This window comes from Pantoea sp. DY-5 (genome assembly GCF_019795955.1).
Lineage (GTDB): Bacteria > Pseudomonadota > Gammaproteobacteria > Enterobacterales > Enterobacteriaceae > Pantoea > Pantoea leporis.
In genome coordinates this window covers 796,278-816,579 of sequence record NZ_JAIMIE010000001.1, presented here as the reverse complement: position 1 = coordinate 816,579, position 20,302 = coordinate 796,278, and the positions used below count along the sequence as shown (strand labels likewise).

At 55.2% G+C, this 20,302-nt stretch carries 18 protein-coding genes; 14 read left to right on the top strand and 4 right to left on the bottom strand.

The features are described 5' to 3' along the window. The first annotated feature begins 8 nt into the window (after positions 1-8). Positions 9-650 carry a protein phosphatase CheZ gene (gene cheZ / locus K5Y30_RS03830; RefSeq protein ID WP_101764603.1) on the top strand — a complete coding sequence of 214 codons (642 nt, stop codon included), beginning with the start codon at positions 9-11 and terminating at the stop codon, positions 648-650. Positions 651-723: 73 nt separating this feature from the next. On the opposite strand, the gene K5Y30_RS03825 is transcribed toward cheZ, so the two are convergent. Beyond that, positions 724-1,542, bottom strand: a complete 819-nt coding sequence (locus K5Y30_RS03825) for a DeoR/GlpR family DNA-binding transcription regulator (protein ID WP_222181869.1) — start codon at positions 1,540-1,542, stop codon at positions 724-726. A 376-nt stretch (positions 1,543-1,918) separates the two neighbouring features. On the opposite strand from K5Y30_RS03825, the gene K5Y30_RS03820 reads away from it, so the two are divergent. The 7 genes from K5Y30_RS03820 to K5Y30_RS03790 all read left to right on the top strand — a co-directional run bounded on the left by K5Y30_RS03820 (position 1,919) and on the right by K5Y30_RS03790 (position 9,446). Beyond that, a complete protein-coding gene (locus K5Y30_RS03820; protein ID WP_101764601.1) occupies positions 1,919-2,716 on the top strand; it encodes a GolD/DthD family dehydrogenase in 798 nt (265 codons plus the stop codon). Positions 2,717-2,779: 63 nt separating this feature from the next. Beyond that, positions 2,780-3,715 carry a D-ribose ABC transporter substrate-binding protein gene (locus tag K5Y30_RS03815; protein ID WP_101764600.1) on the top strand — a complete coding sequence of 312 codons (936 nt, stop codon included), beginning with the start codon at positions 2,780-2,782 and terminating at the stop codon, positions 3,713-3,715. A gap of 42 nt (positions 3,716-3,757) precedes the next feature. Next, positions 3,758-4,369 carry a DUF2291 family protein gene (locus K5Y30_RS03810; protein ID WP_222210534.1) on the top strand — a complete coding sequence of 204 codons (612 nt, stop codon included), beginning with the start codon at positions 3,758-3,760 and terminating at the stop codon, positions 4,367-4,369. A 9-nt stretch (positions 4,370-4,378) separates the two neighbouring features. Next, complete coding sequence (locus tag K5Y30_RS03805; protein ID WP_101764598.1) at positions 4,379-5,899, top strand: sugar ABC transporter ATP-binding protein; 1,521 nt, start codon at positions 4,379-4,381, stop codon at positions 5,897-5,899. Positions 5,900-5,919: 20 nt separating this feature from the next. Further along, entirely contained in the window at positions 5,920-6,987 is a 1,068-nt protein-coding gene (locus K5Y30_RS03800; protein WP_101764597.1) for an ABC transporter permease, read from the top strand. A gap of 11 nt (positions 6,988-6,998) precedes the next feature. Next, entirely contained in the window at positions 6,999-7,796 is a 798-nt protein-coding gene (locus K5Y30_RS03795; RefSeq protein WP_222210533.1) for a glucose 1-dehydrogenase, read from the top strand. Between the two features lie 213 nt (positions 7,797-8,009). Next, positions 8,010-9,446, top strand: a complete 1,437-nt coding sequence (locus K5Y30_RS03790) for a YchO/YchP family invasin (RefSeq protein WP_222210532.1) — start codon at positions 8,010-8,012, stop codon at positions 9,444-9,446. A 90-nt stretch (positions 9,447-9,536) separates the two neighbouring features. Here K5Y30_RS03790 and K5Y30_RS03785 read toward each other — a convergent pair whose 3' ends face one another. Then, positions 9,537-10,613, bottom strand: a complete 1,077-nt coding sequence (locus tag K5Y30_RS03785; protein ID WP_304623893.1) for a porin — start codon at positions 10,611-10,613, stop codon at positions 9,537-9,539. A gap of 878 nt (positions 10,614-11,491) precedes the next feature. Here K5Y30_RS03785 and K5Y30_RS03780 point away from each other — a divergent pair. The 6 genes from K5Y30_RS03780 (at position 11,492) to spy (ending at position 18,413) form a co-directional block, all read left to right on the top strand. Continuing rightward, complete coding sequence (locus K5Y30_RS03780) at positions 11,492-12,712, top strand: aspartate aminotransferase family protein (protein ID WP_222210531.1); 1,221 nt, start codon at positions 11,492-11,494, stop codon at positions 12,710-12,712. Continuing rightward, positions 12,709-13,740, top strand: a complete 1,032-nt coding sequence (gene astA / locus K5Y30_RS03775; protein ID WP_222210530.1) for an arginine N-succinyltransferase — start codon at positions 12,709-12,711, stop codon at positions 13,738-13,740. The genes K5Y30_RS03780 and astA overlap by 4 nt, the downstream gene beginning before the upstream one ends. Continuing rightward, complete coding sequence (astD, locus tag K5Y30_RS03770) at positions 13,737-15,203, top strand: succinylglutamate-semialdehyde dehydrogenase (RefSeq protein ID WP_222210529.1); 1,467 nt, start codon at positions 13,737-13,739, stop codon at positions 15,201-15,203. The genes astA and astD overlap by 4 nt, the downstream gene beginning before the upstream one ends. Then, positions 15,203-16,531 carry an N-succinylarginine dihydrolase gene (gene astB / locus K5Y30_RS03765; protein ID WP_222210528.1) on the top strand — a complete coding sequence of 443 codons (1,329 nt, stop codon included), beginning with the start codon at positions 15,203-15,205 and terminating at the stop codon, positions 16,529-16,531. Before astD ends, astB begins: the two co-directional genes overlap by 1 nt. 45 nt (positions 16,532-16,576) lie before the next feature. Beyond that, a complete protein-coding gene (gene astE, locus K5Y30_RS03760; protein ID WP_222210527.1) occupies positions 16,577-17,572 on the top strand; it encodes a succinylglutamate desuccinylase in 996 nt (331 codons plus the stop codon). Between the two features lie 343 nt (positions 17,573-17,915). Beyond that, complete coding sequence (gene spy, locus K5Y30_RS03755) at positions 17,916-18,413, top strand: ATP-independent periplasmic protein-refolding chaperone Spy (RefSeq protein ID WP_137385657.1); 498 nt, start codon at positions 17,916-17,918, stop codon at positions 18,411-18,413. 79 nt (positions 18,414-18,492) lie between these two features. Here spy and cho read toward each other — a convergent pair whose 3' ends face one another. Together cho and nadE are read right to left on the bottom strand one after the other, a co-directional pair. Continuing rightward, entirely contained in the window at positions 18,493-19,353 is an 861-nt protein-coding gene (cho, locus tag K5Y30_RS03750) for an excinuclease Cho (RefSeq protein WP_222210526.1), read from the bottom strand. A gap of 110 nt (positions 19,354-19,463) precedes the next feature. Next, positions 19,464-20,291: an ammonia-dependent NAD(+) synthetase gene (gene nadE / locus K5Y30_RS03745; RefSeq protein ID WP_101764585.1), complete on the bottom strand. Its 828-nt coding sequence runs from the start codon at positions 20,289-20,291 to the stop codon at positions 19,464-19,466. Between the last annotated feature and the right edge of the window lie 11 nt (positions 20,292-20,302).

Sequence of the window (20,302 nt, the reverse complement as noted above, 5' to 3'; positions counted from 1 at the left end):
GAGATGTGATGAGCGACCTTCCGAAATCAACCGAAGAAGCCTCGGCACACGACATTATTACCCGCATCGGCTCACTGACGCGCATGTTACGTGACAGTTTGCGTGAGCTGGGGTTAGACCAGGCAATTGCTGAAGCGGCGGAAGCGATTCCTGATGCGCGCGATCGTCTGGATTATGTTGTGCAAATGACGGCGCAAGCGGCAGAACGTGCGTTGAACTGCGTTGAAGCAGCGCAGCCACACCAGGACCAAATGGAAGCCGGCGCCAACCAGCTGAAAGGCCGTTGGGATGCGTGGTTTGAAAATCCGATTGAACTGACAGATGCGCGCGAGTTGGTTTCGGATACGCGCCAGTTCCTGACTGACGTTCCGGGACACACGTCGTACACCAATAAGCAGTTGCTCGAAATCATGATGGCGCAGGATTTCCAGGACCTGACCGGTCAGGTGATCAAGCGCATGATGGATGTGATCCAGGAGATCGAGCGTCAGCTGTTGATGGTGCTGCTGGAGAATATGCCAGAAGCTAACGCCGCGGCGCGTAAAGAGGGCAACAGCCTGCTGAACGGTCCGCAGATCCACGCCAATGCACCCGGCGTGGTGGCGAACCAGGATCAGGTTGATGACCTGCTGGATAGCTTAGGGTTTTAACGGTTTGCGAGCGGTCGGCATGAATGCCGACCCTACAAAACCGCGTAGGGTGGGCATTTATGCCCACCTGGTTTTACACCGCGCGCTTCTGCGCCAACGCCAACTGCGCCACCAACACCTGCACACCTAACGCCTCAAACGCCGCGACCTGCGCCGGAGAAATGCCGCTATCGGTAATCAGATAGTGAATATGGCTCCAGTCGCACGGCAGCGCGAACATCGACACCTTATCGATCTTGCTGGAATCCGCCACCACATACACGCTGCTGGCTGACTTGATCATCGCCATTTTCACCTTGATATCGGTCTCGCTGGGAAAGCTCAAACCGAGACGCGGCGAAATACAGGCCGTGGCAAGAAACAGCTTCTCCGCCAGCACGTTTTCGAAAAACGAGGCGGCTTTCTCACCCGAAGTTGAAAGCGTCGGGAACTTAAAAGTGCCGCCGGTCAGCAAAATATTGATGCCTGGCTCGCCACCCAGCTTCAGCGCGATATTCACCGCCGTGGTAATCACCGATAAACGACGAATATGGCTGATCGCCTCGGCAATCGCCGTGGTGGTGGTACCGGAATCGAAAATCACCGTGTCGCCATTTTCCACATGCTGCGCGGCAAGGCGGCCAATCGCCTGTTTTTCTTCAAGATGTGTTTGACGCTCCAGCAACATCGCGCCGGTATTCTGCTTGCCGGTCATCAGCGTGGCGCCGCCGTGATAACGCTGTACGTGGCCCTCTTGCTGCAACATGCGCAGGTCGGTGCGAATGGTGGCTTCGGTCAAGCCGAAGGTGTCGGTCAGCGCTTTAACCGTGACGGTGCCGTCTTCGCGGATCATCTCCAGAATCTTCTCACGGCGCTGCTGCATATCTGCCAGCTGCTCAGTTTTGCTTTTCAATCGAAATGCTCCCTCTTTCCAATCACGGTCTGGTTTCGCCAATAAGGAAACCCGAGCTGATTTTACTCTGCGTTTTGGGCATTTGCGAGGCAGCTTCCAGAATCATTCGTTTTCGAACGAAAATCATTGTCTGCTATGCGATTGATTTCACAGAAAGCCATCAGCAGCTCTCTCCATGTCATAAATTCAGTAATTTACGCAAAGTTAATAAAATCATGGGGATAATTTTTCTTGCTGCGATTTGTATGAAATTTGATCTCCTCCACAAACCATTATTAATCGATAGCTTATATTTTTGTTCGAAAATGACATTTGCCAAAACGATAACCCGGCCAGCAGTAACCAGCGCCGCCGTACACCATTATGGAGAGAGACGATGAGTGGGGAATATGACGTTAACCTGCGCTACGGCGTGAACATTGAGCAGGATTTAACTGGCAAAGTGGCGGTGGTCACCGGCGGGCTGGGCGGGATTGCGATGGCCAGTAACGCCATGCTGCTGGAGAAGGGCGCACGGCTGGCGCTGCTCTATCCGCCATTCGAAAGCGACAAAGTGGCGGGCGTGCAGGATCAATTTGCTGCCGATCGCGTGCTGCTGGTGTGCTGCGACGTGACCGACCCGGCGTCGGTTGAAGCGGCATTTGATCGCGTCGAACAGCATTACGGTCAGATTGATATCCTGGTGAACTGCGCGGGCTACGTGATGTTGCAACCGGTGTTAGAAACCGATTTTGCCGAGTGGCAAAAGCAGATCGACGTCAATCTCACCGGGCCTTTCCTCTGCTCGCAGGCGGCCGGTAAACGCATGGTGCGCGCCGGTAACGGCGGCAAAATCATCAACATCGCATCGCAGGCCGCTTCCATTGCTATTGATAACCACGTTGCCTACACCTCCGCCAAAGCCGGTCTGCTCGGCATGACCAAAGTGATGGCCAAAGAGTTCGCTCCCTATCGCATCAACGTCAATACCTTATCGCCCACCGTTGTGCTGACGCCGATGGGTGAAAAAGCCTGGCGCGGCGAGAAGGGCGAGCAGATGAAAAAGCTGATCCCGCTGGGACGCTTTGCCTATACCGACGAAATCGCCGCCGCGGTGCTGTTCTTCGCCAGCAACGGCAGCGACATGATCACCGGCGCAGATTTGATGATCGACGGTGGCTTTACCATCTGGTAAGCCGCGCCAACACCAGAACGGCTGACCCTGCGTGACCCACTATAACAATGAGAGAACCTCACCATGAAAAAACGTACCCTGCTGTTAACTGCCATTGCCAGTTGCCTGATCTCCCAAGCCAGTTTCGCTGCCGATAAAGGCACCATCATGATTCTGGTGAACTCGCTGGATAATCCGTATTACGCCTCCGAAGCCAAAGGTGCCAACCTTAAAGCGCAGGAGCTGGGCTATAAAACCAGCGTGCTGTCGCATGGCGAAGATGTGAAAAAGCAAAGTGAACTGATTGATGCCGCCATCGGCAAAAAAGTGCAGGGCATCGTGCTGGATAACGCCGACTCCACCGCCAGCGTCGCCGCGATTAAAAAAGCCAAAGATGCCGGCATTCCGGTGGTGCTAATCAACCGCGAAATCCCGGTGGACGACGTGGCGCTGGCGCAGATCACCCACAACAACTTCCAGGCCGGTTCCGATGTGGCAAACGTGTTTGTAGAGAAAATGGGGGAAAAAGGCAGCTACGCGGAACTCACCTGTAACCTCGCCGACAACAACTGCGTCACGCGCTCCAAATCCTTCCACCAGGTGCTCGATCAATATTCCGACATGAAAAGCGTGGCGCGTCAGGATGCCAAAGGCACGCTGATTGACGGCAAACGCATTATGGACAGCATTCTGCAGGCGCATCCGGATGTGAAAGGCGTGATCTGCGGTAACGGTCCCGTGGCGCTGGGCGCGATTGCAGCTCTGAAAGCGGCAGGCCGTAACGACGTCATCGTGGTCGGCATTGACGGCAGCAATGATGAACGTGACGCGGTGGAAAAAGGGGATCTGAAAGCCACGGTGATGCTGCAGGCACAAGCCATCGCCGCACAGGGCGTGACCGACCTCGACAATTTTATTCAGAAAGGCACCAAGCCTGAGAAGCAGCGCGTAATGTTTCGCGGCATTCTCATCACGCCAGACAACGCCAAAGGCGTGCAGGACTTTAACTTCAAGTCGTAATCAATGCGGTGCGCCCGTTTATCGGGCGCCCAGGAGAATGTGATGCACAGACGACTCTGGTTACTGCTTCCTGTCGTGATCCTTAGCGGTTGCCGCATTGTGTCGCAGCAGGAGCTGGCCGACCTGAAAAATCCTCCCAATCCCAAAATGGGCAATATTGCTCAAACCTGGCAACAAAAGCTGGTGCCGCAGATTCAGCATGATGCGAAGCCGGTAGCTGAGTTGTTGAGTGCGCTGAAGTCCGCCAAAGATTTTGATAGCGCCTGTCAAACCTACGGCTATCGCAGTCAGGAAGAGAATCCGTGTGTGTTCAGTGTCAACGTGAGCGGTGAAGTCACGGCGGTTAACACCACGTCGCGTAACGGACGGATGATAGTGAAAGATGTATCCGGTGACAACATCACGGTGCAGGTTGGCCCGATTTTCCCCGGCACGGTGTTGCGCGATGCCTATAAAGGTGCCAGCTATCAAGACTTTAACGACCAGGTGCTGTTTGGCGACTACAGTCGTGCCATCAATCAGCAGGCGGCGAACATGATGAGTGCTTTCAAGCCCAAAGTGGGTGACAAAGTGCAGCTGGCTGGCGTGTTTAGCAGCTTCGATACGCCGGAGCAGGTGCCGAATGTGACACCTGCGGCGATTACACGTCAGTAAGGAGCGGATATGCAACAGCCTCAACATGACGTGATCATTGAAACCCGCAACGTGTCGCGCATCTATCCCGGCGTCACCGCGCTGGATCAGGTCAATTATCGCGTTTATCGCAACAAAGTTAACGTGCTGATTGGCGAAAACGGCGCGGGCAAATCCACCATGATGAAAATGCTGGCGGGCGTGGAGATCCCGTCATCCGGCGAGATTCTGCTGGACGGCGCAGCAGTGTCGCTGAGCTCCACGCATCAGGCGGAAAAACAGGGCATCAGCATTATTTTTCAGGAGCTGAACCTGTTTCCCAATATGAACGTGATGGACAACATCTTCATGGCCAATGAGTTTTTCCAGCGCGGCGTGATCAACGAGAAGTATCAGTATTCGCTCGCCAAAGCATTGCTGGAACGGCTGGAGCTGGATGTCGATCCCTACGCGCCGCTGGCTGAACTCGGTATCGGCCATCAGCAGCTGGTGGAGATCGCCCGCGCGCTGTCCAAGGACACGCGCGTGCTGATCATGGATGAACCGACCAGCGCGCTCAGCCAGTCAGAAGTGAAAGTGCTGTTCAACGTCATCGACCAGCTTAAACGGCGCGGCGTCACCATTATCTATATCTCACATCGGCTGGAAGAGCTGATGGAGATTGGCGATCACATCACCATCTTCCGCGACGGACGCTTCATCAGCGAACGCGAAGTCCGCGACGCCTCGATTCCGTGGATCATTGAGCAGATGGTGGGCGACAAGAAGAAACACTTCGATTATCAACCGGCGACGCAGGGTGAAACGGTACTCAGCGTCAACGGGCTGACCGCGCTGCATCAAAACGGCGGTTACAAGCTCAATGATGTCTCTTTCTCGCTGCGAAAAGGCGAAGTGATTGGCATCTACGGTTTGCTGGGCGCCGGGCGCACCGAGTTGTTCAAAGGGTTGATTGGCATGATGCACTGTCAGTCGGGCAGCGTCAGTCTGAACGGCGAAGCGCTGGAGAAGCGCAGTTTCCAGCAGCGACTGAAAAAAGGCATCGCGCTGGTGCCGGAAGATCGTCAAACCGAAGGCGTGGTACAGCTGATGTCGATCACCGCCAACATGACGCTCAGCGATCTCAGCCTGCGGGGTTTCCGCCGCTGCTGGCGCAAGCTCAATCCGCACAACGAGCAGCGTCGCGTGGATGAAATGATTGGCCATCTCGCCATTAAGGTCAGCGATCCCGAACTGCCGATCACCTCCTTAAGCGGCGGCAATCAGCAAAAAGTGGTGCTGGGCAAAGCCCTGATGACCGGGCCACAGGTGGTGCTGCTGGATGAGCCAACGCGCGGCATTGATGTGGGGGCAAAAACCGATGTTTATCACCTGATTGGCAACCTGGCGCAGCAGGGATTGGCGGTGATGTTCTCCTCGTCCGAACTGGATGAAGTGATGGCGCTGGCTGACCGCATTCTGGTGATGGCGGATGGCCGCATCACCGCCGATTTACCGCGCGCGGCGGCCACGCGCGAAGCCCTGATTAGCGCCTCAACGCCACATGATTGAGCCCGCTGGAGAGTAAAACGATGAATCAAAAATACCTGATCTACATGTACCTGCTTAAGGCGCGTACCTTTATTGCCTTGCTGATCGTGGTGAGTTTCTTCAGCTTTATGGTGCCTAACTTTCTCACCACCTCAAACCTGCTGATTATGACGCAGCATGTGGCGATCACCGGCTTGCTGGCGATTGGCATGACGCTGGTGATTTTGACTGGCGGCATCGATCTTTCGGTCGGGGCGGTGGCAGGAATATGCGGCATGGTGGCGGGTGCGCTGCTCACCAACGGCGTACCGCTGTGGGGCGGCAATGTGCTGTTCTTCAACGTGCCCGAGGTAATTCTGGTGGTGGCGCTGTTCGGCGTGGCGCTGGGATTGATTAATGGCGCGGTGGTGACGCGACTCGGCGTAGCGCCGTTTATCTGTACGCTCGGCATGATGTACGTGGCACGCGGCGCCGCGCTGCTGTTCAACGACGGCAGCACTTACGCCAACCTCGTCGGCACGCCAGCACTCGGCAACACCGGCTTCGCCTTGCTCGGTTCGGGTTCGATATTGGGCGTGTATATCCCGATATGGATGATGCTCGGCTTCCTGCTACTGGGTTTGTATCTGACGCGTAAAACACCGCTGGGTCGTTACATCTACGCCACCGGCGGCAACGAATCGGCGGCGCGCCTGGCGGGTGTGCCGATTATCAAGGTCAAAGTGTTTGTCTACGCCTTTTCCGGCTTGTGCGCCGCGCTGGTCGGTTTGATTGTGGCGTCGCAGCTGCAAACCGCGCACCCGATGACCGGCAACATGTTCGAGATGGACGCCATCGGTGCCACGGTGCTGGGCGGCACGGCGCTGGCGGGTGGACGCGGTCGCGTTTCAGGCTCGATTATCGGTGCTTTTGTCATCGTGTTCCTCGCCGATGGCATGGTGATGATGGGCGTCAGCGATTTCTGGCAAATGGTGATCAAAGGCCTGGTGATTGTCACTGCGGTGGTGATCGATCAGTTCCAGCAAAAATTACAAAGTAAGGTGGTGCTGCTGCGCAGACATGAAAAAAAGCAGCAATCGGCCGCCCTGCCTGAAGCGACACATGGATAACAGGAGGCAATATGACACGCGATTTTAGTGGAAAGACGGTGGTGATTACCGGCGCCTGCCGCGGCATTGGCGCGGGCATTGCCGCGCGCTTTGCCCGCGACGGGGCGCGTTTGGTGATGGTGTCGAATTCGGAACGCGTTTTCAGTACCGCGCAGGCCATCGAACAGCAGTTTGGCAGTGAGGTTCTGGCGCTGCAGGTCGATGTTACCGATGAAACGGAGGTGCAGCAGGTTTATCAGCAGGCGGCTGAGCGCTTTGGCAGCATTGATGTGTCGATTCAGAATGCGGGGGTGATTACCATCGATCGTTTCGATGCGATGCCCAAAAGTGACTTCGAGAAGATCCTTGCGGTGAACACCACGGGCGTGTGGCTGTGCTGCCGGGAAGCGGCGAAATATATGGTGAAACAGGGCAGCGGCAGCCTGATCAACACCTCGTCCGGTCAGGGACGGCAGGGTTTCATTTATACGCCGCACTATGCCGCCAGCAAGATGGGCGTGATCGGTATCACCCAGAGCCTGGCACTTGAGCTGGCGCCGTGGCATATCACGGTGAATGCCTTCTGTCCGGGCATCATCGAGAGTGAAATGTGGGACTACAACGATCGCGTGTGGGGCGAGATCCTCAGCAGCGATAAAAAGCAGTATGGCAAAGGTGAACTGATGGCCGAATGGGTGGAAAACATCCCGCTTAAACGCGCAGGGCAGCCGGAAGATGTCGCTGGCTTGGTAGCTTTCCTCGCCTCTGACGATGCGCGCTATATCACCGGGCAGACCATCAATGTGGATGGCGGGTTAATCTTCTCCTGATATTTTATTCCTGACCGTTTTTAAGGTCGCCATTGATGGCGACCTCCTTTCCAGATATGCACTTATACGCATTCCACAAATCCGAAAGTACGCATCATTGTCTTAATCGAAACCAGACATTTCCGGCACTTGCATCAGAATATGCTAGGGTAGACTTATGCAGTTTTGTGAGCCACCTCTAATTCTGAACCGGGTCGAACCCTATTTTTAGCTATGTTATTTACTTTGTTATCACCTAAAAGCGTGCGTTATCTCTCTGGTTTTTCACTACTTGCCGCATCCGCGCCTGCGCTGGCGTTGATCTCTGACACTAAACTCGCCGATGCGCCGTTTAGCGATCCCACACGTTTTCAGAAAATGGCCGATCAGTTGCCTGCTTTGGGTTACCAGGATGAAACGGAAGCGTTCAACAAAAAACTGGCGACCATTGCCAAAAGCATTGGCGAAGCCAGTCAGAACAGCACTGAAGACAATTCATTAAGTCAGCAAGCCGGACTGTGGGCCTTTAATCATTTCCGCGATGAAGTGGGAAATCGACTGGTTAATGAAGGGCAGTCCTTGCTATCGCCGTATGGCAACGCACAGATCGACTTCAACGTGGATCTCGACGGCAACTTTACCGGCAGCGGCGCCTCGTTGCTGACGCCGTGGGCGGATAACTATCGCTATCTCACCTTCAGTCAGGTTGGCTTTCATCAAACCGATGATGGTTTGGTGGGCAATGTGGGTCTCGGCCAGCGCTGGATGGCGGGCAAATGGCAGTTGGGCTATAACGGCTTTGTCGATCGCATGTTTAGCAGTGGCCTACAGCGCGCTTCGCTGGGGACCGAAGCATGGGGCGATTATCTGCGCTTCTCCGCCAACTACTATACGCCGCTCTCAGGTTGGCAGGATCGCAATCCTTTCCAGCAGCAGCGTATGGCGCGCGGCTACGATTTCACCACCCAAGGCTATTTGCCGCAGTATCGTCAGCTCGGTGCGTCGGTGAGCTGGCAGCAATATCTTGGCGATAACGTCGATCTGTTTAGCTCCGGCAATCGCTACCACAATCCGTCGGCGTTGACCTTTGGTGTCACTTACACGCCGGTACCGCTGGTGACCTTATCCGCCAGCCACAAAACCAGCGACAGCGGTGAGAGCCAGGATCAGCTCGGATTGCGCCTCAACTATCGTTTTGGCGTGGCGCTCAGCCAGCAGTTGAGTCCGGATAACGTAGCGGCGGCGCACTCGCTGCGCGGCAGTCGCTACGATAACGTGACGCGCAGCTATACGCCGGTGCTGGAATATCGCCAGCGTAAAACGCTGTCGGTGTTTCTTGCCACGCCACCGTGGCAGCTGAATGGCGGAGAAAGCTTGCCGCTGAAATTGCAGATCCGTAGCACCAACCCAATCACTAAAGTGATGTGGCAGGGCGATACGCAGGCGCTGAGCCTGACGCCGGGTGCCAATCCCAACGATCCACAGGGTTGGAGCGTGATCCTGCCCGCGTGGGATAGCTCGCCGGGCGCGCGCAACAGTTATCGCTTATCGGTGGTGTTAGAAGACAGCAAACAGAATCGCGTCACTTCGAACGAAATTGTCCTGCAATTGCAACCGCCGTTCTCACTGGATCAGGGCGATGATAATCGCTTTGATTTGATGGCGCCGTAATTACCGCGTACCAATAAAAAAGGGCAGCTTTCGCTGCCCTTTGCGCATATTCAGCCGACACTAGCCGAATAGCCATGAGGGTATTGCCACTTAGAACTGGTAAATCAGACCCACAGCAGTGACATCATCAGAAGCGATGCCCAACGCATTGTTATCTTTCAACAGGTTGATCTTGTATTCAGCATACACAGACATGTTTTTGTTGAAGTAGTAGGTTCCACCTACAGCGACGTATTTGGTGAGATCGACATCACCAATATTTTCAATCTCTTTGCCTTTCGATGAAACATAGCCGATTGAAGGACGCAGTCCGTTAATGAACTGATACTGCGCAACGGCTTCAAAGTTAACGGCTTTGTTAGCAAAGCCACCAGTGATTGGGGTTGCGTTGAGCGTTTCGCCGTACATGGTTGCCAGGTAAATCTGGTTCGCATCGTATTTCAGGCCCGCAGTCCAGTGCTGTGCTTTCTCGCCTTCGCCATGTAAGGCCTGGTTCTGCGTATTGGTACGATCCAGGCTAGCGTAAGCGCCAACCAGGCTCAGACCGAAATCGAAGTCATAAGAAGTGGAGAGCGCGAAACCATCACCGTTTGAACGACGAACCGCAATGTCTGCATTGTTACGATCGTTTTTACCTTCGTACTGAGCGGCAACGTTCCAGCCTTTCACCAGACCGAAGAAATCTTTGTTGCGCCAGGTCAGCACGCCACCAGAGCGGCTGGACAGGAACCCATCAGAGTAACCTTGATCGCCACCGAAGAAGGGCAGCATATCGGTGTAACCCAGCACATCATAAATCAGACCGTAGTTACGACCGTAATCGATCGAGCCAAATTGACCAAACTTCAAACCGGCAAAGCCCAGACGGGTTCTGTTACCGTTGTTTGCATCGCTACTGCCTTCAGAGTTGCTCAGGCTGTACTGATATTGCCATTGACCGTAGCCGGTCAGTTGATCGTTGATCTTGGTTTCGCCTTTAAAACCAATACGGGTATAAGACGAGGTATCACCATTTGACCCTTCGTTATCGGAGAACAGATGCGAGACGTTAATTTTGCCAGTCAGGTCCAGCTTGTTGCCATCTTTGTTATAGATTTCGGCGGCCTGAGCCGAAGAAAGTCCCAGCAGTAAAGGCATCACTGCTGCCAGTAAGGAGCGCTTCATCATTTAATTTTTACCCTGTGATATTTTTTAATTTTGTCCCCATCTGCGGGGTGAAAAGAAAATGACACAAAAGGTTCAAGATCGACAGTGCAATATATGTAACCAAATATTTCTCGTTAACTTTTTGTGTGATTTTTAATCTTAAATTCCATTATGTGGAATTTTGTATTGGTTAAACTTATCCATAAAACATAAGGGGAGATGCTAAATTTAATAGTTATAAATATGATTTTATTGAATAATTTTAAAATTAAAGATGCGTAAATAAAGTAAGTAGCTTGTTCGTGAAATAGCACAAGCCTATGCATTATTGTTCAATAGCAAATATCTGAATCCAACTAATCATTAGCAGGGTAATTATCGGCTTCATGGCTTTGTGTCCTTTTATTTCTGTTCTGATAATAACCTTGGTCACAAAATGTTATTTACCTCTTAGCTTAACAATGAACTGGTGAAATAATATTCAATCCCGCGAGGAAAATGTTAAAACCTGATTAATTCACTCCATGCTAAATTTGCACCGCGCTAACACTTTCCTGCACCAATCAGGCACATTGCGCCCCAAAAAAGTGCGTTTATCGCATTAATTTGGCGAAATATTTCCTGCCCGATCACAAAAGCAATATTTCATTTTGCCGATGCATAAATCCGCTAAATAAATTACTGCTATTCAGCCTGCATCAGACTGATATTCACTTTTTATGCAATTAAAGTGAATATCAGCACTTGTTAAGTTATTGATATTACGTAGTGATAAGACGGTTATGCATTTTTGCGGCTGGCTGGCACGCTATCTGCAATATACAGTAGAGCTGCCACTTAACATTTTTAACAATTTCAAAACAAAAGGCTTCACCGGGTGTGGAGCAGGAGAAAGGGCTATGTCACTGCAGGTTTCACGTCAGAATTTCGATCAATGGATGATGCCAGTTTATGCACCCGCGGCTTTTGTTCCGGTCCGCGCGGAAGGTTCAACGCTGTGGGATCAGCAAGGCAAAGAGTATATCGATTTTGCCGGTGGCATTGCGGTTAACGCATTGGGACATGCGCATCCGGCGTTGCAGCAGGCGCTGATCGAACAGGCCGGCAAACTATGGCATACCGGAAATGGCTACACCAATGAACCGATCCTGCGTCTCGCCAAACAGCTGATTGATGCCACCTTTGCCGATCGCGTATTTTTCTGTAACTCCGGCGCTGAAGCGAATGAAGCGGCGCTGAAACTGGCACGTAAAACCGCACACGACCGTTTCGGTGCTGAGAAAAATGGCATCGTTGCTTTTAATAATGCTTTCCACGGTCGCACGCTGTTTACCGTGACAGCAGGCGGACAACCTGCCTATTCCCGGGATTTCGCGCCACTGCCGCCAGCGATTGAGCATGCTAATTTCAACGATCTGGCCTCGGCGGCCGCGCTTATCAACGACCAAACCTGCGCGGTGATCGTCGAGCCGATTCAGGGTGAAGGCGGCGTGCTGCCAGCCGATCCCGCTTTCCTGCGCGGACTGCGTGAACTCTGCGATAAACATCATGCGGTGCTGATTTTTGATGAAGTACAGAGCGGCGTGGGTCGCACCGGTTCGCTGTATGCCTATATGCATTACGGCGTGACGCCGGATGTCTTAACCACCGCCAAAGCGCTGGGTGGCGGCTTCCCGATTGGTGCGATGCTGACGCGTGAAGATCTGGCGCAGGTGATGGGTGTGGGCACGCACGGCACCACCTACGGCGGCAACCCGCTGGCGGGCGCAGTGGCGGGCAAAGTGATGGAGCTGATTAATCAGCCGGAATTTATGGCCGGCGTGGCCGAGCGTCATCAATGGTTTGTTACGGCGCTGCAGGAACTGAACCAGCGTCTGCCGGTGTTTAATGAAGTGCGCGGATTGGGGCTGCTGATTGGCGCGGTGCTGAACGACGATTTCGCCGGTAAAGCCAAACAGTTCAACCTCACTGCGGCCGAAGAGGGCGTGATGGTGCTGATTGCCGGCGCTAACGTGGTACGTTTCGCGCCAGCGCTGAACATCAGCGAGCGCGAAGTAAAAGAAGGCCTGGCGCGCTTCGAACGTGCCTGTGAACGCGTGCTCAAAGGAGCCACATCATGATGGTGATTCGCCCCGTCGAACGTGACGATCTCTCGCAATTGTTGTCGCTGGCGGGCAAAACCGGAGGCGGCTTAACTTCGCTACCTGCGGATAGCGATACGCTCAAAGCCCGTATTGAGCGTTCGCTGCTCACCTGGCAAGGCGCTTTGCCGCCTGCCGAACAAGGCTATGTGTTTGTGCTGGCCGACAGCGAGGATAATCGTGCCGTCGGCATTTGTGCCATCGAAGCGGCGGTGGGTTTGCAGGATCCCTGGTACAACTTCCGCGTTGGCACGCAGGTGCACGCCTCGAAAGAGCTGAATGTTTACGCCAGTTTGCCGACGCTGTCGCTGAGCAACGATCACACCGGCAGCAGCGAACTCTGCACGCTGTTCCTCGATCCCGATTACCGCGATGGAAAAAATGGCCATCTGCTGTCGAAATCGCGCTTTCTGTTTATGGCCAACTTCCGCGACCGCTTTATGCAACATGTGGTGGCGGAGATGCGTGGCGTCAGTGATGACAATGGCCACTCGCCATTCTGGGACAGCGTTGGCAGCCGCTTCTTCTCGATGGAGTTCAGCAAAGCCGACTTTCTGAGCGGCACCGGGCAAAAAGCCTTTATCGCCGAGCTGATGCCCAAACATCCGCTCTACATTCATTACCTGTCTGAAGCGGCGCAAAAAGTGATTGGCGAAGTCCATCCGAAAACTGCGCCCGCGCGTGCGGTGCTGGAGGCGGAGGGTTTCCGCTATCTCAACTATGTCGACATCTTCGACGGCGGCCCGACGCTGGAGTGCGAAATCGATCGTATCCGTGCCATTCGCAAGAGCCGCCAGTTAACCGCTGAGAGCGGTGTAGCCGATGAGAGCTGGCCGCTGTGTCTGGTGGCCAACGCGGATTTTCAGCATTTCCGCGTGGCGCTGCTGCCGGTGGATATGGCATCCGGCACGGTAAAACTGAATGAAAGCCAGCGCGCGGCGCTGCATTGCAACATTGGCGATCAACTGCGTGTGGTCACGCTGTGTCGCGAGGAGAAAAAAGCATGACGCATTTTATTCAAGGTCAATGGGTGACCGGCGGCGCTGACGCCCTGAACAAACTCAATCCGGTTAGCGGCGAAACGCTGTGGCAGGGCAAAGCGGCATCGGCAGCACAAGTGGCTGCGGCCTGCGAAGCGGCGCGCGCGGCGTTCCCGCAGTGGGCGAGAAAACCGTTTGCGGAGCGTCAGGCGCTGGTGGAAGGGTTTGCCCGTCTGCTTGAAAGCCATAAAACCGCGCTGGCGGAAACCATCGCCCAGGAAACGGGCAAGCCGCGCTGGGAAACGCTGACCGAAGTGCAGGCGATGATCAACAAAATCGCCATCTCGATTAAGGCCTATCACAGCCGCACCGGCGAACAGGCCGATGGCGAGAGCTCGCTGCGCCATCGTCCGCACGGCGTGCTGGCGGTGTTTGGTCCGTATAATTTTCCTGGCCATCTGCCGAACGGCCATATTGTGCCAGCTTTGCTGGCGGGTAACTGCGTAGTGTTTAAGCCGAGCGAGCTGACGCCGCTGACGGCGGAGAAAACCGTGCAGCTGTGGCAGCAAGCGGGTTTACCGGCGGGCGTAATGGCGCTGCTGCAGGGCGGTCGTGAAACCGGCCAGGCGCTGGCCAATGCGGCACAAATTGATGGTCTGCTGTTTACCGGCAGCGCCGCCACCGGCTATCACCTGCATCGTCAGTTCGCCGGACAACCAGAAAAAATGCTGGCGCTGGAGATGGGCGGCAACAATGCGTTGATTGTTGAAGATCCTGCGGATCTTGATGGTGCGGTACATATCGCTATTCAGTCGGCCTTTATTACCGCCGGACAGCGCTGCACCTGCGCGCGTCGTCTGCTGGTGAAGCGCGGCGCGGCGGGCGATGCCTTCCTGCAGCGTTTGGTTGAGGTCAGTGCGCGCTTGCAGCCTGGCGCGTGGAATGCCGAGCCGCAGCCGTTTATGGGCAGCGTGATTTCACCCACCGCCGCCGGACATATTTTTGCCGCCTGGCAGCAGCAGGTGGAAAAGGGCGGGAAAGTGTTGCTCGGCATGCACTGGCCGGATCGCGACAGCGCCATCATCACGCCGGGCATCATTGATGTGACCGAAGTGAAAGATTTAGCGGATGAAGAAGTCTTTGGTCCGTTGCTGCAGGTGATTCGTTACGACAGTTTCGAGCAGGCGATTGCTATCGCCAATAATACCCGCTATGGCTTGTCGTGCGGTCTGATTTCGCCGCAGCGCGCGCAGTTTGATCAGCTATTGCTGGAGGCGCGCGCCGGTATCGTTAACTGGAACAAACCGCTGACCGGCGCGGCCAGCACCGCACCCTTTGGTGGCATTGGCGCATCCGGGAATCATCGTGCCAGCGCATGGTACGCCGCCGATTACTGTGCATGGCCAATGGCGTCGCTGGAGAGCCCAAGCCTGGCGCTGCCGGGCAGCTTAGCGCCGGGCCTCGATTTCTCCGCGCAGGGAGCGAAATAATGCAAGCATTTGAAGCGAACTTTGATGGGCTGGTCGGCCTGACACATCACTACGCGGGATTGTCGTTTGGTAACGAAGCCTCGACGCGCAATCAGCTGCAGCCCTCGAATCCGTGTCTGGCGGCGAAGCAGGGTTTGCTGAAGATGAAAGCGCTGGCGGATATGGGCTACGTGCAGGGTGTAATCCCGCCGCACGAACGTCCTAATCTGCCGCTGCTGCGCCAGCTCGGCTTTGGCGGCAGCGATGAGCAGGTGCTGGCGCAGGCGGCTAAGCACGCGCCGCAGCTGCTGTCGGCGGCCAGCTCAGCCTCAGCGATGTGGGTGGCGAATGCCGCCACGGTGTCGCCGTCGGCGGATAGCGCCGATGGTCGCGTGCATTTCACCGTCGCCAATCTGAATAACAAATTCCATCGCGCCATTGAGGCACCGGAAACTGCCGATCTGCTGCGCGCGATTTTCCGTCATCCGCAGCACTTCTGCGTGCACGATGCGCTGCCGCAGGTGGCGCAGTTCGGTGATGAGGGCGCGGCCAATCACAATCGTTTCGGCAGTGATTACGGTGATGCGGGCGTGCAGCTGTTTATTTATGGCCGTGATGGGCAACAGCAGGGCGCAACGCCAGCACGTTATCCAGCGCGTCAAACGCGGGAAGCCAGCGAAGCGGTGGCGCGGTTGCATCAGCTCGATGCGCAACGCACGCTGTTTGCCCAGCAAAATCCAGCGGTGATTGATCAGGGCGTGTTTCATAACGATGTGATTGCGGTGAGCAATCAGCAGGTGCTGTTCTGCCATCAGGATGCCTTTGTGAACCAGCCGCAGTTGCTGAGTGACATCGCCGCCCGCGTTAGCGGTTTCCAGCCGATTGAAGTGCCGCGCGATAAAGTATCGGTAACCGATGCGGTCAACACCTATCTGTTTAACAGCCAGCTGTTGCAGCGCGCCGACGGCGGTATGCTGCTGGTGCTGCCAGAAGAGTCACGCCAGCATACAGGCGTGTGGCGTTATCTTACCGAGCTGGTGGAGAGCGGCGGGCCGATCCGTGAACTGAAAGTTTTCGATCTGCGTGAAAGCATGTTTAACGGTGGCGGTCCGGCCTGTTTGCGTCTGCGCGTGGTGTTAACCGAAACCGAGCGTCAGGCGCTGAATCCGGCGGTATTGATGAACGATCGCCTGTTTGCCACGCTCAACGATTGGGTGGATCGCCACTACCGCGATCGCTTAACTCAGGCCGATTTAGCCGACCCGCAACTGCTGCGTGAAGGGCGCACCGCGCTGGATGAGCTGACGAAGCTGCTAGACTTAGGCAGTGTCTACGCGTTTCAGCGTTAACGCCGGGGTGAGAGGTTCGCCCCACGTCGTTAAAAAGGAGTGAACATGCAGGATTTTTTACAGCAGACCTTGTCTGGTGAGCCGCCACAGCAAAGAGAGGGCAGCAACGATCATCTCAGTTGGCAATGGCACAACGAGGGACTGATGTCCCTCACGCCGCATACGCCCACACAGCAGGCGCTGGTGCTCTCTGCGGGCATTCACGGCAATGAAACCGCGCCGGTTGAGATTCTCAATCTGTTGCTGACGCCACTGTTAAAAGGCGAAAAGCCGCTGGCGGTGCGCTTACTGGTGATTTTGGGTAATCCCGCCGCGTTGCGCAGCGGCAAGCGCTATCAGCAACATGATATCAATCGCCTGTTTGGTGGACGCTGGCAGCAGGTGGCCGATGTACCCGAAGCGCAGCGCGTGCTGCAGCTTGAGCAGGAGCTGGAGAGTTTCTGGCGCGCCTGTCTCGATCATGAAGTGCGCTGGCACCTCGATCTGCATACCGCGATTCGCGGCTCGTATCATGCGCGTTTTGGCGTAATGCCGCTGAATCCCAATCCGTGGCCCGAGGCGTTTATGCACTGGCTGGCGGCGGCAGAAATGGAGGCGCTGGTGTTCCATCGTTCACCGGGCGGCACCTTCACCCATTACAGCTGCGAGCACCATAATGCGGCGAGCTGCACGCTGGAGCTGGGCAATGCTTTGCCGTTTGGTGAGAACGATTTAAGCCAGTTTGCTGGCGTACAGCGGGCGCTGGCGGCGTTGCTGTATGGCGATGCCTTGCCGGAGGTGCGTGAGCAGCCGCGCCATTATCGCGTGGCGCAACAGCTGACCCGGCACGGCGATAAGTTTGTGTTGCACATGGGGCCGGAGACGCTGAACTTCACCGCTTTCCCGCAGGGCACGCTGCTGGCGGAGGAGGGTGACCGGCGTTACTACGTGCAGCAGGCGCGCGAGTATGTGCTGTTTCCCAATCCGAATGTCGCGCCAGGATTGCGCGCGGGGCTGATGCTGGTGGAGGAGAATGAACAGACGCAGGCGCTGGCGTTGTGATTTTCTGCGTAGCTGGTCGCCATGAATGGCGACCCTACGACGGACGCGGTGCGCAATGGTGCGCACCAGCTTGCAACGGGATTAAGCGCCGACATTTCCCTTCCTGAAAACCGACAATACCGTTACACTCCTCCTTAATTCCTGCGTTTTTCCCTTGATTGTCATAAACTTTTTCAATTCCTCACGCATTTCTTCTCTTTCTCTCCATGATTGCCTGATCTCTGTCTTTTATGCTTTCAGGGCTTTACTCAGCCTCTGAGTAGTTGACGTTCAGCGTCGTATGCTTGTTTCCGAAGACGCGACACAGGCTGTCGTCATTAAACTGATAAGTAAGGACAATATTATGCGTAAATTAACTTCTGTGTTCCTGGCTACCGCAATGGCTTTTGGTGCTGCAAATATCGTCCATGCAGCGGCAGACAACCTGACTCCGCCGCCAGCAGGCAGCGAAAAACCGATGCACAAGCCGCCGATGCGCCATCACGGTATGGAGATGATGTTTAAAGGTCTGAACCTGACCGATGCGCAGAAAGCGCAGATAAAAACGATTCTTCGTGATGGCCACAAAGAGATGAAACGCCCGTCGCTGGAAGAGCGTCGTGCCGACCATGCCATCATCGCTTCCGATACCTTTGACCGTGCGAAAGCCGAAGCGCAGGCTGAGAAGATGACGGCGAATGCCAAAGATCGTGCGCTGCAGATGATGGAAACTCAGAACAAGATCTACAACGTGCTGACACCAGAGCAGAAGAAACAGTACAACGCGAACTTTGAGAAGCGCTTAACTGAGAAAGGCCCGCACGATGGTAAAACGCCACCACCGCCGGCTGATGCTGAATAAGTTCTTTCGCTAACGGAATAGAGACCGCCGGGGTTGTCCATCGCATCTGATGCTTTGGGCAACCTCGGCGGTTTTGTTTTTACAGCTCGATCAGCGGGAACACGCCAGAAAGCAGCGGGCGGCAGAGAATTTTATAGCCGTCATGATCGAAGCCGTGCGAGGCGCGCTGCAGCTGGCGCGCTTCGGCTTCGCTGTTGACCGATCCCAGCCAGAACCAGTGATCGATCACATGGATTTGCGTAATGTTTGTCCCCGTTTCCACCATGCCAACCGGGCCTTGCCACGGCCAGCATTGAATGCGCATCTGCTCTAATGCCACATGCAACCGCTGCTGATGCTCAGCAACCGACTCGTTACCACAGCAGGCACCGGCGCAGCGTTTTAGTGCAGCACGAAAACAGCCGCGTCCCGGACGCAACGACTCCAGCCCCAGCAAGCCGTGGCACAAGCGCTGCTCATCGGCGATGGCTTTTAGCTTCTCCAGCGCGGCAAAGCGACTGCGAAACAGGCCATAAAGATTGGGCGAGCGGGAGAAGTCGAGATCCTTTGCATACACCACCTGCGGCGCACCGTCGCCCAGCTGCAGCGAACAGAGCTGGCGGTTCTTACGCAGGCGCTTATTAAACAGCGGCTGTTGCGTTTTGATCATCTGCGCTTCCAGCAGCTGAGCGCCGACGTCGCCAGCGGTCGGGATCCAGGTGACGCGCCGCGCCTGACGCAGCATTTTGGCTTCATCCGGCGCCCGGAAATGCGCCATCACCCGACTGCGCAGGTTGACGCTTTTGCCGATATACAGCGGCAGATTTTCGCTTTCACCGTGAAAGGTATAGACGCCCGGCTGGTTGGGTAAACCTTCCAGCCACTGACGTAGATGTTCGGGATATTGATAGATGGCTGCCGCATCGAAATCGAGGCGGTGGCTGGCTGCACGTCTGACCAAAGCACACTCCGATTACTGGTTGTTCATCCAGTGTATCAAACTGTGCTTTTTCTCGCCAGTCAGCGGCGATGAGAAAGTTTCCCGCCCGGACGGCGGGAAACGCCATGCACTTACTTCTTCCAGAAGTCGTCGAACACGGTGATCGGTGGACGACGTTTGTGCTCAGTTTTCAGATACCAGCCTTCGATGGTTTTTGCTGCGGCGGCATCGATGGTCTTGCCTTCCAGGTAGGCATCGATTTGCTGATAAGTCACGCCGAGCGCCACTTCATCCTGCAAGCCGGGACGATCATCTTCCAAATCGGCGGTGGGATGCTTGAGATAGAGGTGTTCCGGGCAGCCCAGCGTTTTCAGCAGCTGTTTGCCCTGGCCTTTATGCAGGCGGAAGATCGGGTTGATGTCGCTGCCGCCGTCACCGTACTTGGTGAAGAAACCAGTGATTGCCTCTGCCGCATGGTCAGTACCGACCACCACGCCTTTGGTCATGCCGGCGATGCTGTACTGCGCTTTCATGCGCTCACGCGCTTTTTCATTGCCGCGCACGAAATCCGACACCGTAATACCCGCATCTTTCAACGCACGTTCGCTGGCCAGGATCGCTTCTTTGATGTTCACCACCAGCGTGCGATCGGGTTGGATAAATGCCAGCGCATCCTGACAATCCTGCTCATCGGCCTGCACGCCATACGGCAAACGCACGGCAATAAAGGTGTAATCGTTATCTCCGCTCTCTTCACGCAGTTCGCGAATCGCGGTTTGCGACAAAATGCCGGTCAGTGTCGAATCCTGGCCGCCGCTGATGCCGAGTACCAGCGTTTTCAAAAAGGGATGGGCTTTCAGGTAAGACTTCAGAAAATCAACGCTGACGCGGATCTCCTGCTGCGGGTCGATAACCGGTTTTACACCAAGGGCTTCAATGATTTCCTGTTGCAGTGACATGAACCTCTCCT